The organism is Amycolatopsis sp. QT-25, from assembly GCF_029369745.1.
Classification (GTDB): Bacteria; Actinomycetota; Actinomycetes; order Mycobacteriales; family Pseudonocardiaceae; genus Amycolatopsis.
In genome coordinates this window covers 7,620,754-7,633,358 of the sequence record NZ_CP120210.1, presented here as the reverse complement: position 1 = coordinate 7,633,358, position 12,605 = coordinate 7,620,754, and the positions used below count along the sequence as shown (strand labels likewise).

12 protein-coding genes are annotated in these 12,605 nt (G+C 67.4%); 5 read left to right on the top strand and 7 right to left on the bottom strand.

Annotated features, from left to right (window positions below):
- The first annotated feature begins 61 nt into the window (after window positions 1–61).
- The 5 genes from mshD (at window position 62) to pstB (ending at window position 5,131) form a co-directional block, all read left to right on the top strand.
- The gene (mshD, locus tag P3102_RS35930; RefSeq protein WP_276365100.1) at window positions 62–937 is read left to right on the top strand and encodes a mycothiol synthase; all 876 of its coding nucleotides are present in this window, start codon (window positions 62–64) and stop codon (window positions 935–937) included.
- A gap of 229 nt (window positions 938–1,166) precedes the next feature.
- A complete protein-coding gene (gene pstS, locus P3102_RS35925) occupies window positions 1,167–2,294 on the top strand; it encodes a phosphate ABC transporter substrate-binding protein PstS (protein WP_276365099.1) in 1,128 nt (375 codons plus the stop codon).
- Between the two features lie 212 nt (window positions 2,295–2,506).
- Entirely contained in the window at window positions 2,507–3,424 is a 918-nt protein-coding gene (pstC, locus tag P3102_RS35920) for a phosphate ABC transporter permease subunit PstC (RefSeq protein ID WP_276371500.1), read from the top strand.
- A gap of 2 nt (window positions 3,425–3,426) precedes the next feature.
- Window positions 3,427–4,344 (top strand): phosphate ABC transporter permease PstA, encoded by a 918-nt coding sequence (gene pstA, locus P3102_RS35915; protein ID WP_276365098.1) that lies wholly within the window; start codon window positions 3,427–3,429, stop codon window positions 4,342–4,344.
- Window positions 4,345–4,354: 10 nt separating this feature from the next.
- Window positions 4,355–5,131 carry a phosphate ABC transporter ATP-binding protein PstB gene (gene pstB, locus P3102_RS35910; RefSeq protein ID WP_125679661.1) on the top strand — a complete coding sequence of 259 codons (777 nt, stop codon included), beginning with the start codon at window positions 4,355–4,357 and terminating at the stop codon, window positions 5,129–5,131.
- A 494-nt stretch (window positions 5,132–5,625) separates the two neighbouring features.
- Here the strand turns inward: pstB and phoU are convergent, their stop codons facing one another.
- The 7 genes from phoU to P3102_RS35875 form a co-directional block, all read right to left on the bottom strand.
- The gene (gene phoU, locus P3102_RS35905) at window positions 5,626–6,288 is read right to left on the bottom strand and encodes a phosphate signaling complex protein PhoU (protein ID WP_016337999.1); all 663 of its coding nucleotides are present in this window, start codon (window positions 6,286–6,288) and stop codon (window positions 5,626–5,628) included.
- A gap of 80 nt (window positions 6,289–6,368) precedes the next feature.
- Window positions 6,369–8,378: an LCP family protein gene (locus tag P3102_RS35900; RefSeq protein WP_276365097.1), complete on the bottom strand. Its 2,010-nt coding sequence runs from the start codon at window positions 8,376–8,378 to the stop codon at window positions 6,369–6,371.
- A gap of 208 nt (window positions 8,379–8,586) precedes the next feature.
- Window positions 8,587–9,315, bottom strand: a complete 729-nt coding sequence (locus P3102_RS35895; protein WP_276365096.1) for a GGDEF domain-containing protein — start codon at window positions 9,313–9,315, stop codon at window positions 8,587–8,589.
- A 65-nt stretch (window positions 9,316–9,380) separates the two neighbouring features.
- Window positions 9,381–9,992 (bottom strand): isopentenyl-diphosphate Delta-isomerase, encoded by a 612-nt coding sequence (gene idi, locus P3102_RS35890; RefSeq protein ID WP_276365095.1) that lies wholly within the window; start codon window positions 9,990–9,992, stop codon window positions 9,381–9,383.
- 58 nt (window positions 9,993–10,050) lie between these two features.
- The gene (locus P3102_RS35885) at window positions 10,051–10,884 is read right to left on the bottom strand and encodes an alpha/beta hydrolase (RefSeq protein ID WP_276365094.1); all 834 of its coding nucleotides are present in this window, start codon (window positions 10,882–10,884) and stop codon (window positions 10,051–10,053) included.
- 22 nt (window positions 10,885–10,906) lie between these two features.
- Window positions 10,907–12,052, bottom strand: a complete 1,146-nt coding sequence (dusB, locus tag P3102_RS35880) for a tRNA dihydrouridine synthase DusB (protein WP_276365093.1) — start codon at window positions 12,050–12,052, stop codon at window positions 10,907–10,909.
- Between the two features lie 18 nt (window positions 12,053–12,070).
- Window positions 12,071–12,463 (bottom strand): hypothetical protein, encoded by a 393-nt coding sequence (locus tag P3102_RS35875; RefSeq protein WP_276365092.1) that lies wholly within the window; start codon window positions 12,461–12,463, stop codon window positions 12,071–12,073.
- Between the last annotated feature and the right edge of the window lie 142 nt (window positions 12,464–12,605).

The window sequence follows — 12,605 nt, the reverse complement described above, 5'->3', positions numbered from 1 at the left end:
CTCTCCTCCTGCCTGACAAGACGCCCGGGCGGCCGGAGGGTTCCCCGGTAGGGTCGGTTTCATGCTCGAACTGCTGTGGACCGGTGAACCGGAACCGGAAGAGATCCGCGACTTCCTGCTCGCCGTGCGCGAGGCCGACGGGGATCCCTTGGACACCGGTTTCGCCGGTGGACAGCATCTTCTGGGACATCTCGACGGCGAACTGGTCGCGTACGCGCACCTCGACACCGAAGGCGACTCGCACGGAAACCAGGTCGCCGAACTGTTCGTCCACCCCGCGCATCGCCGTTCCGGGCACGGCAGAGCGCTGACCAAGGCGCTCGTCGAACACGTCGCGGGGAAGCCGCTGCGGGTCTGGGCGCACGGCGATCACCCCGCCGCCGTCCACCTCGCCGGGACCGAAGGCTTCGAACGCGCTCGGGAACTGCTGATCCTGCACGCCGACGCCGAAGCCGCGGACTGGCCGGAACCCGTGACGCGCGAAGGCGTCACCCTGCGCACCTTCGTTCCCGGCCAGGACGAGGAAGCGATGGTCCGCGTCAACGCGCGTGCCTTCGACTGGCATCCCGAGCAGGGCGCCCTGACCGCCGACGAGGTCCGCGCGACCGAGACCGAGGCCTGGTTCGACCCCGAAGGCTTCTTCCTCGCCGAGGAGAACGGTGAGGTCGTCGGCTTCCACTGGACGAAGGTGCACGAAGCCGTTCCCGGCCGGTTCGGCGGCGAGCCCGCCGGCGAGGTCTACGTCGTGGGCATCGATCCGGACGCGCAAGGCGGCGGCCTCGGCAAGGCACTCACGCTCGCCGGACTGCGGTATCTCCGCGATCGCGGACTGGGCCAAGTGATCTTGTACGTCGAAGGCGACAACGCCCCCGCGCTCGCCGTTTATTCGAAGCTGGGCTTCACTCGATACGAGGTCGACGTTCAATACGCTCGGTAACCGCCTTCCCACGTGCGGCACTTGACCGGTCACGGAGAGCAGACGCGCAGGTCACGGCCGGGACACGGACCCCTTTCGGAGTAGTCGCGCTGCTCACATCGGCCGCCTTGTTCACTTGCCGTTCACCCTGTGACGGCCGCCTGTCCACTGTCGGTGCTTAATGTCCGGGTCCGGAAGGAACGCTCCCGTTCCACCGATCCGGCGAAAGTCTCCCAGTGGAGGAAATGCAGTGAAGATCATGCGGCCCGCGGGCGCGATCGGCATCGTGGCCACCGCCGCCCTCGTGCTCGGCGCCTGTGGATCCGACCCGGCGACGACCAAGCCCGGTAACACCGGTGCCGCCGCCGCTCCCAGCGGCACGGCCGACGTCGAATGCGGCGGCAAGAACCCGCTTTCGGCCGAGGGCTCGTCCGCGCAGAAGACCGCGATCGACATCTTCGTGCAGGCCTACGCCGCCAAGTGCTCCGGCCAGAAGGTGAACTACAACCCCAGCGGTTCGGGCGCCGGCGTCAAGCAGTTCAACGGCAACCAGGTCGACTTCGCCGGATCCGACTCGCCGCTCAAGTCCGGTGAGGAAGCCGACAAGGCCAAGGCCCGGTGCGCCTCCGACGCCTGGAACCTCCCGCTCGTCATCGGCCCGGTCGCGGTCGCCTACAAGGTTTCCGGGGTCGACAAGCTGACCCTTACCCCGGAGGTCACCGCCAAGATCTTCAACGGCGGCATCACCAAGTGGAACGACCCGGCCATCAAGGCGGTCAAGGGCAACGAGAGCGTCAACCTGCCGGACAAGCCGATCCAGGTCATCTCCCGCACCGACGAGTCGGGCACCACCGACAACTTCCAGAAGTACCTGAAGGTCGCCTCGAAGGGCGCCTGGACCCAGGGCGACGGCAAGAAGTTCAACGGTGGCGTCGGTAACGGTGCCGAGAAGTCCAACGGTGTGGCCAGCGCGGTCAAGGCCACCGACGGTGCCATCACCTACGTCGAGTCCGCCTTCGCGAAGGACGGCCTCAACGCCGCCCTGATCGACAGCGGCTCCGGCGGTGTCGAGCTCAGCGCGGCGAACGTCGCCAAGTCCCTCGACGCGGCGAAGTTCAAGAAGGAGGGCACCAACGACCTCGCCCTCGACCTCGACGCGATCTACGGCAGCAACGTCGCCGGCGCGTACCCGGTCATCCTCGCCACCTACGAGATCGTCTGCTCGAAGTACGCCGACGCCGAGGTCGCCAAGGCCGTCAAGGCCTTCCTGACCGTCGCCGCGACGGACGGCCAGAAGCCGCTCGCGGACAAGGGTTACGTGCCGATCCCGCAGAGCCTGCAGGACAAGGTCCTGACCGCTGTCAAGGCCATCGCCTGACCCTGTTCGCCAACCTTCAGGTTGATCAGCAAAGACAGGCTGGACAGAAGTAGTCGATGAGCGATTCCTCTTCGCCCAGAACGCCCACCGGCGACCCCGGTGGGCGTTCTGGCGTCCGCGAGACCTTCACGGAGGACCCGATTTCGGAGCAACCTGCCGCGTCACCGCCCGAGAAGTCCTCGGTGCCGCTCGCGAGCCCCAATTCCAGGACGGTGCGACCCGGTGACCGCATCTTCCAGTTCCTGACCACCGGTGCCGGCGTCTTCGTCGTCGCACTGATCGGCCTGATCGGGCTGTTCCTGCTGGTGCAGGCCATTCCGGCGCTCCAGGCCGACAACGCGAGCTTCCTGACCAGCCAGGTCTGGCAGACCGATCCGGGCGACCTGCGGTTCGGCATCATGGGCCTGCTGCTGGTCACGGTCTATTCGTCGCTGCTGGCGCTGGTCATCGCGATGCCGATCTCGCTCGGCATCGCCCTCTTCCTGACCCAATACGCGCCGAAGCGGCTGGCGCGGCCGTTCGCCTACGTGATCGACCTGCTCGCCGCGGTCCCCTCGATCATCTACGGCCTGTGGGGCCTGATGGTCTTCGCGCCGACGATCGAGCCCTTCTCCCAGTGGGTCAACGACACCTTCTCGTGGATCCCGATCTTCGCGGCGGGCAACGTCTCGCCGGACATGCGCGGCACGATCTTCACCGCGGGCATCGTGCTCGCCGTGATGATCCTGCCGATCATCACCTCGCTGTCGCGTGAGGTGTTCGAGCGGACGCCGACCCCGCACATCGAAGGCGCGCTGGCGCTGGGCGCCACCCGCTGGGAGGTCATCCGCACCACGGTGCTGCCGTTCGGCAAGGCGGGGTACATCGGCGCCTCCATGCTCGGCCTCGGCCGCGCGCTCGGCGAGACGATCGCGCTCGCGATCATCCTGACCGGCGCGGTGGGCCGCGAGTTCACCTGGAGCCTCTTCGACGGCGGCGCCACGTTCGCCTCGAAGATCGCGGCGGACTACGCGGAACTCAACAACGAGATCTCGGCGGGTGCCTACATCGCGGCCGGTCTCGTGCTGTTCCTGCTGACGTTCGTCGTCAACTTCGCCGCGCGATCCATCATCGCCAAGAAGGGGGACTGAGCATGTCCACCACGCTCGAGAAGACCCCCGCCACCACCCCCGCCTTCCAGCAGGTCAGCCTCGCGAGGAAGACCAAGAACGGCCTCGCCACGGTCCTGATCTGGCTGTCGTTCCTCATCGCCGTCGTGCCGCTGGTGTGGCTGCTCGCCACGGTGGTCGTCAACGGCGTCAAGCGGATCCCCTACAGCAACTGGTGGACCGAGGACTTCGGCTCGGTGTTGTCGGACGAGGTCGGCGGCGGCGTGGCCCACGCCGTCATCGGTTCGGTGCTGCAGGGTGTGGTCTGCGCGATCATCGCGGTCCCGATCGGCATGCTGGTCGCGATCTACCTGGTCGAGTACGGCCGCGGCAGGCTCGCGAAGGTCACGACGTTCATGGTGGACATCCTCTCCGGTGTCCCCTCGATCGTGGCGGCGCTGTTCATCTACGCGCTGTGGATCACCACGTTCGGTCTCCCGCGCAGCGGTTTCGCCGTGTCGCTTGCCCTGGTGCTGCTGATGATCCCGGTGGTCGTGCGCTCCTCGGAGGAGATGCTGCGGATCGTCCCCGACGACCTGCGTGAAGCCTCCTACGCGCTCGGCGTGCCGAAGTGGAAGACGATCATGAAGATCGTCCTGCCGACCGCGCTGTCCGGCATCATCGGCGGCATCATGATGGCGCTCGCCCGGGTCATGGGCGAGACCGCGCCGCTGCTGGTCCTCGTGGGCTACTCGGCCTACGTGAACTGGGACATCTTCGGGGGCGAGCAGGCCGCTCTGCCGCTTCTGATGAACAACGAACGGGTCAGCAACCCGTTCGACGAAGGCACCGTCGCGTTCGACAGGATCTGGGGTGCCGCGCTCACCCTCGTGCTGATCATCGCGATCGTGAACCTCCTCGCCATGCTCTTTGCCCGTCTTGTCGCCCCGAAGAAGAAGTGAGCTGTTTGAGATGGCCAAACGAATCGACGTCAAAGACGTGGACATCTACTACGGCAAATTCCACGCCGTGGACGGCGTCACCCTCTCGGTGCCGCCGCGGAACGTCACCGCGTTCATCGGCCCTTCGGGCTGCGGCAAGTCGACGGTGCTGCGCACGCTGAACCGTATGCACGAAGTCATCCCCGGCGCCCGCGTCGAGGGCGAGGTGCTGCTCGACGGCGAGGACATCTACGGCGCCGGCGTCGACCCGGTGCAGGTCCGCCGCACCATCGGCATGGTGTTCCAGCGGCCCAACCCGTTCCCGACGATGTCGATCCGCGACAACGTCGTGGCGGGCCTCCGCCTCGGCGGTGCCAAGGGCAAGAAGGAACTCGACGAGGTCGCCGAGCGCGCGCTGCGCGGCGCGAACCTGTGGAACGAGGTCAAGGACCGGCTGAACAAGCCGGGCGGCGGCCTCTCCGGCGGTCAGCAGCAGCGGCTCTGCATCGCGCGGGCGATCGCCGTGCGGCCCGACGTGCTGCTGATGGACGAACCGTGCTCCGCGCTCGACCCGATCTCGACGCTGGCCATCGAGGACCTGATCGGTGAGCTCAAGAAGGAGTACACGATCGTCATCGTGACCCACAACATGCAGCAGGCGGCGCGGGTCTCGGACCAGACCGCGTTCTTCAACCTGGCGGGCGTCGGCCAGCCGGGGCGCCTGGTGGAGCTGAACGACACCGAGAAGATCTTCTCGAACCCGGACGAGAAGGCGACCGAGGACTACATCTCGGGCCGCTTCGGCTGAGTCTCCCTCGGCATCGGCCCCCTTTCCTCGGCTCAGCCGCGGGAAGGGGCCTTTGCGCGCTTGGGGTTTGGAGCGAAGGGCGGCCGCCGGGTGGGGACAAGTCCGTGAAGGCCTCCTTGAGGGACCTAGGGTCCTTCAAGGAGGCCTTCACGGACTTGGAGATCCGGGGCTGGCGTCACAGCCGTCCCCCTGTCACCAGGAATCACATCTGAAGGAAGCTAAAGTCTCCTTCCCTACCTTGAGAGTGGCAAGGAGGCCTTCGCGACCCGCGAACCGCCTGCACAGAGCGACCACAAGCCCGCGACACGACAGGTTCGACTTGCTTCTCAACAACCCTCTTTGCCACTCACGACCCACGCGAGGTCGGCCCGTGCTTCCGAGGCAACATGCGCGCAGGGCGGTCGTGAGCAGGGGGGAGCTGACATGAGGAAGGGGCCCTTCACCGCGCCACATGCGGTGAAGGGCCCCTTCCTCACGTCCTCTATGGGTAGTCCCTACAGCTCGTCCGGTCCGTACCCGGGCATCTTGCCGGTCACCACGAAGATCATCCGGCGCGCCACCGAGACGGCGTGGTCGGCGAAGCGCTCGTAGAAGCGGCCCAGCAGGGTGACGTCCACGGCCGCGGCGACGCCGTGGTCCCAGTTCCGGTCCATGATGACGGTGAACAGGTGCTTGTGGATCTCGTCGACCTCGTCGTCGTCCGACTCGATCGTGCGGGCGGCCTCGACGTCCTTGGACTTGATGACCTGCTCGACCTGGCGGGCCAGGCTCACCCCGACCTCGCCCATCTTGGCGAAGTCGGCCTTCACCTCTTCGGGCAGGACCGGGTCCGGGTGACGGCGGCGCGCGGCCTTGGCCACGTGCAGCGCCAGATCGCCCATTCGTTCCAGGCTCTCCGCCGCGTGGATCGCGGCGAGGACGGTCCGCAGGTCGGTCGCGACGGGTGCCTGCAGCGCCAGCAGCGCGTACGCCTGCTCCTCGCATTCGGCGCGCGCGTCGTCGACCTTCGCGTCGTCGCTGATCACCTGCTCGGCGAGTCCGAGATCGACCTCGAGCAACGCCCGGGTCGCCCGCTCCATCGCGTCGGCGACCTGGAGGGACATGCTCGCTAGGTTCTCGGCGAGCTGTTCGAGTTCGACATGGTAAGCCTCACGCATGGCCCAACCCTACGGGGAACAGGCAGCAAAAGCCGCATCCCAGAGTGAACCCGGCGTGAACCCGGACTAACGAATGATCCTCAACCCGAGCTGGTGCTCTTCTTGGCGCCGCCGGACTTGGCGGAGCTGGTCGGAGGGGCCGCCGTGTCGCTCGCGGGAGGCGTCGGCGCCTTCTCTTCCAGCGGGGTGTTGTTGATCAGCGCGTCGAAGACGGCCTTCGCCCTGCTCTGCACCAACACCTCGTTGCCGCGTTTGTTCGCTTCTTCGGTGGTGGGCACGGTGAGGAACTTGACCTTGTCCGAGCCCATGCCGCGCATCGACTTCGCCAGCGTCATCATCTGCTTGATGCCGAGGTTCTCGCCGAAGGTGGCTTTGGCGAACGCGTCGATGAAGCCGCTGAGCTTGCCGGTGTCCAGGATGACGTCCTTCGACATCACGGTCTTCAGCAGCGCGCCGAGGAAGGCCTGCTGGCGTTTGATCCGGCCGTAGTCCGAGGTCCGGTCGCCCTTGACGTGCCGTGCCCGGACGTAGTTGAGCGCCTGGTCGCCGGAGATCCGGACCTCGCCGGCCTGCGGAATGATCATGCCGAGCGTGGTGTCGTCGATCGGCTTGTCGTTGTACACGGTGACGCCCTGCACGGCGTCGACCATGGATTTGAAGCCGTTGAAGTCGATCCCGACGAAGTGGTTGATCTTCATGCCGGTGATCTGCTGGATGACCTTCGTGACGCACTGCGGGCCGCCGACCGCGTAGGCCGTGTTCAGCTTCGCGATCTTCTGCGCCGGCGAGGTCTCGTCCTTGTACGACGACGTCGCCGGGTCCCAGCGCTTGCATTCGGGGCGGTTGATTTCGAGGTCGCGCGGGAACGAGACCATGACGACGCGCTGCCGGTCGGCGGGGACGTGCGCGATCATCACCGTGTCCGAACGGGCGCCCGGGGTGCCGTCCGCGTCGCCGACCCCGTCTTCGGCGGCCGCGCCGTCACGGGTGTCGGAGCCGACCATCAGGAAGTTCTCGTCACCGGTCTGGCCGGCGGCGTCCTGGATGTCGGCCGAGTCTTCGTCGAGCGAGGCGACGTTGTTGAACTTCGCGTCGAACCAGGTCTGGGCACCCCAAGCCGAACCGATGGAGAGGAACACGAGCGCGGCGGCGACGGCGGCCGTGATCCGTCCCGCCTTGGCCGTCTGCTGGGTCTTGCGTTCCTTCTTCTCCTGCAGCCGGGTCTGCGGCGACGACTCCCCGGCGGCCTCGGCAGGCTCGGAATCCGTGGTGGTGACCACGCGCTGCAGTGCCGTGCGGGTCTGCTCCAGCAGCGCGGCGGGACGGGAGGCGAGCCGCTCGCGGCGCTCGCGCTTCTTGGCTTCTTCGGCCTCGAGTTCGTCGTGCGCGGCGGAGAACCGGGCGAGCGTATGGTCGATCTTGCGCTTGGTGATCGTCGCGTCGTCGATCGCTTCGAGCTCGTCGGTCATCGTGAGCCGGTCCATCTCGGACCGCGGCGGGACGCCGGGCGACAGGGACGGCGGCTGCGGGACCGGGGCGACCGGGGGCCGCTGCACCGGCCGCTGCGGCGGGCGACGGGGACGGCGCGGGGGTGCCGGGACCGCGGGCTGCTGCTGCGCGCCCGGGTTCACCACCGGCGGACGGCGCTGCGTCGGCGCTTCGGGGCTGGGCGCGGCCTGTGAGGTGCGGCGCGGCTGGCGTGCGCGCGGCGGGCGCGGGTTCTCGGCGGGCGGCGGTGTCGGTGTCGGCGGCACGGCGGGAGTGGCCGCGCGAGGTGCGGGCGCCGGGCTTTCGGCGGGAGCGGCCGGACGAGGCCGACGCGGCGCGGGCGGCTCCACCCCGGCGGCACGCGCACCGGGTCTCGGCGGCTCGGAAGGCGGCTCGCTCTGCCGGAGACGACGCGGAGCGGGCGCCTCGGCGGCGGGGTCGAAGATGGGGCGCTCACCGGTGTGACGTGCGACGACGTCGGAGACGCTGATCCCGCCGTGGGTGTCCATCGAGCGGCGTCGAGCCCTGCGACCGCGCTCGCCGGCACTTTCTTCCGTTTGGCTGTGGCGACCGGTCCCCGGGTTGTGGTGCTCGTCGGGCACTCGGTCTCCTTTCACGAATCGGGTGAAGCTCTTTCGTTATCGTACGGACACCTCGGGTTCGTGACGACAACCATCCCGGAATTTTCTTCACCCAAGGTACCGAGAAGCGCCGAACGGTCCATGCCATCGGGTGAGCGGTCGCGGTCAAAGCCGCGTCAAAAGGGACGAAACCGCTACGCAGAGTGCGAGGGTTGGCCGAGTGAGTGGCCTAGCCACCGGCCGAGTCCGCGGCGTTGATCGGATGCGGAATCGTCCGCGAAGATTCCTCGTCGTGATAGGCGACTTTGTTCCGTCCTGCCCGTTTCGCCGTATACAACAAAGCGTCGGCACTGCGCAACTGTCGTTCCGGTTCCACCGCGAGATTCGGTTCCGCCCGGCTCTCGTGCGAGAGTCCCACGCTGATCGTCACCGACAGACCGGGCCGGATCCGGCGCCAGGGATGGCGGGCGACCCGGATCCGGGCGGTGTCCGCGATGCGTACGGCGCGAGCGGCGTCGACGTCCGGGATGACGAGCGCGAACTCCTCGCCGCCGTAGCGGGCGCAGAACGCCTCGGGCGGCAACCCCTGCTGCAGCAGGTCGGCCACTTCGCGCAGCACCCGGTCACCGACCAGATGCCCGAAAGTGTCGTTGACGCCCTTGAACAGGTCGAGGTCGACCAGCGCGATCGCGATGCCGGGCGGTCCGCGATGGTCGGCCGCCGGGCCGTGCAGCCACTGGTCGAGGTAGCGGCGGTTGTAACTGGACGTCAGCGTGTCCCGCAGGCTGCCGGCCCGGGCGAGGTCGAAGGCGGATTTGAGGTGATGGTAGGCACGGCGCCAGTCGCCCTGGGTGGCGAGCACCCCGGCGATCGACTCGTGGATGCTGAGCAGATCGGTGGTCGGCGCGCCCGATGGGAACGCGGCCTCGTCGTCGGCTGCCACGCTCACCTCCGCCACGAATTGGTTTTCGTCGTATAGGAGGGATCTCTTGAGGTGTGAGTACGGTGCAAAGCGAATATCGCTCAAGAGGACGACGGTCGCGCACCATTGTCACGCACCGAAGTGCCGTTTTGTAAGGCCGAAAACGGCTCGGCGTCCTTGAGCTGCGTGAACTGATCTTTCGCCCAGTAACTCACGTCAGCCACATCGTCATTCAGCAACAGTGCGTAGTCATTCCAGCTCACCCAGCGCCAGTCGCCGACCTCGTCCGGATGCGGTTCCGGATCGTCGTCGACCCAGGCGACGAAGACCGGGCAGAACTCGTTCTCGACCACTCCTTCGAATGGTGGCGTCGAGTAGCGGTATGCGGGCAGGACGCAGCGAAGCCCCTTCAGTCGGGGCAAGCCGAGCTCGAAGGCGGCACGGCGCCGGACGGCCTCCTCGATCGGCTCACCCGGTGCGGGATGCCCGCAGACACTGTTGGTCCAGACCCGGGGCCACACCTTCTTGGTGGCGGCGCGGCTGGTGATCAGCAGGGCCTGGTCGCCGCTGCGCAACAGATAACAGGAGAACGCCAGGTGCAGCCGGGTGTGCTCGTGGTGTGCGGCCAGTTTGGGCGCGGTCTCGCCGGTCGGTTCGCCGTCCTCGGTGACGTAGACGATGCGTTCGGTGTCCACTTCGGTCATTCGGTTCACCGGACCCACTGAACCAGCAGGCTCGCTGTAACCGGTACCGCGACCAGAGTTACCCCTGTTAGTGGGACGAGAGGTGCTCCACGAGCAAAGAAGTGACGGCCTCGGGTGCCTCTTCCACCACCCAGTGGGAGACGTCCTCGATCATCTCGAAGCGATACGGGCCGGTGACGCGGTTCGCGGTGTCGAGCGCGGCCGTCGACCCGAAGGCGGCGTCCTCGGTGCTCCAGAGGTAGAGCGTCGGAACCTCGATCGGCCCGATCTTCCCGCCGGGACGGCCGGCGCGGTACCAATTGAGCGCGGCGGTCAGCGCGCCCGGTTCGGACAGTCGCCGGACGTACTCGTCGACCTTGCTCGGCGGCACCTTCCAGTCGAACATGCGGCGCAGCGCGTCGGCGTCGTTCTCGAGCATCCGTCGTTCGGTGACGCGGGTCTGCCGCCATTCGGTCATGTACCCCGAGCGGAGGTGCTGGTCCTCGTCGGTCTTCATGGCCTCCGCCAGCGCCGCCGGATGCGGTGTCGAAAGCACGGCGAGACTGCGGAGCCTGCCGGGATGCGCGTCGGCCGTCCACCACGCGACAGCGCCGCCCCAATCGTGCCCGACGAGATCGAATTCGTTCCACCCCAAGCGATCCGCGATCGCGATGACGTCACCGACGAGGCAGTCGATGGTGTACTCGGACGCCTGTTCCGGCCGGACGCCCGGTGAGTAACCGCGCTGATCCGGTGCCACCGCGCGATAGCCGAGCACACCGAGCGTCGCGACCTGGTGCTCCCATTCCACCGCGGCCTCGGGGAACCCGTGCAGCAACAGGACGGGGCGACCGTCTTCGGGGCCCGCCGCGATGGCGTCGAAGGAACCGGCGTCGGTGGGAATGGTCAGCTGCTCGATCACGACGCCGACTTTACGGGGACGGTCAGCCGCCCGAGTGCATGTCCTCGGCTTCGGGGACGCAGTCGTCGTCCGGATCGTCGAGCCAGCCGTGCGGCAGCGTGACCTTGCCCGGCGAACCCTGCCGCCCGCGCGGCCCGGTGGCGGCGCTGGGGAACGGGGCGTCGTGGTCGAGCTTGGCGATGAGATCGTCGAGTTCGTCCATGCTGGACAGCATGGCGAAGCCGCGGCGAAGTTCGGAGCCGACCGGAAAACCCATGAAGTACCAAGCCATGTGCTTCCGGATGTCACGCATCGCCTTGTCGTGGCCGTCGTGTTCGACGAGCAGTTCCGTGTGGCGGCGCAGCACCTTCGCCACCCCGCCGAGATTCGGCGGCGTCGGCTGCGGACGCCCGGCGAAGGCGGCTTCCAGTTCGCCGAACAACCACGGCCTGCCCAGGCAGCCGCGTCCGACCACGACACCGTCGCAGCCGGTCTCGTCGACCATGCGCAGCGCGTCCTCGGCGGAGAAGATGTCGCCGTTGCCGAGCACCGGGACAGTGGTGACGGCTTCCTTGAGCGCCGCGATCTTCGTCCAGTCGGCCTGGCCGGAGTAGCGCTGCGCGGCGGTGCGCGCGTGCAGGCTGACCGCCGCCGCGCCCTCCGCCTCGGCGATCCGCCCGGCGTCGAGGTACGTGAGGTGGTCGTCGTCGATGCCCACCCGGAACTTGACCGTGAACGGCACTCCCGCCTCGGCCGCCGCCTTCGCCGACTCCCGCACGATGTCGGCGAACAGCTTGCGCTTGAACGGCAACGCCGCGCCGCCGCCCTTGCGCGTCACCTTCGCCACCGGGCAGCCGAAGTTGCTGTCGATGTGGTCGGCGAGCCCCTCCCCGGTGATGATGCGGACGGCCTCGGCCATGGTCTTGGGGTCGACCCCGTACAGCTGCATGGACCTGGGCTTTTCGTGCTCGCCGAAGGTCATCATGTGCATGGTGCCGGGGTGGCGTTCGACCACCGCGCGGGCGGTGATCATCTCGCAGACGTAGATGCCCGCGCCGTACTCCTGGCACAGCTGCCGGAACGCGACATTGGTGATGCCCGCCATGGGAGCGAGCACGACCGGCGGATCGACCTCGTAGGGGCCGATCTTCAGGCTGGGCTTGCTCAGGGTGGCTGTCACGTCCTCCATTGTCGCCTGTGGTGTCTGTCACTCGCAGGTGGGCCGGTCTCCGGCGCCGATCGCTTCGCCGCGAGGGGCCGTCACGCACCATTCGATCGTGCCGTCGGAGTAGGTCCCGTCGATGTAGCTCAAGCGACCGGCGGTGATCACGCCCGTGTGCTTCGGGGACCTCAGCTCGATCCGCAGGTCGTACATGCGGTACTTCTCGTTTTCGATGACTTCGTCTTCGTCTCTCCACACGGTCAGCTCGGGAAAGTGAAGGTGGTCGAAGCGCACTGATCGGACACCTTCGAAGAGAAGTTCGACAGGGCCGGTTTCCGGCCTGAACCCGGACCGGAGGATCAACTGCGAGTGTCCGGCGCCGTATCGCCACAACCGGAAGGTGCGGGACGTGCTGAGCAGCGTTTCACCGGGGTTCATCCGGCCAGTATGCAGAAGTTTGATGGCCGTTCGGATCGTCAGGACGACTTCGCCAATTGGCTGACTCGCTGGAAGACATGCCTAGCACTTCGCCCGCTTCGCGTTGTGAAACACCGAGTGTGATCAGTTTCCTGAACCGTCG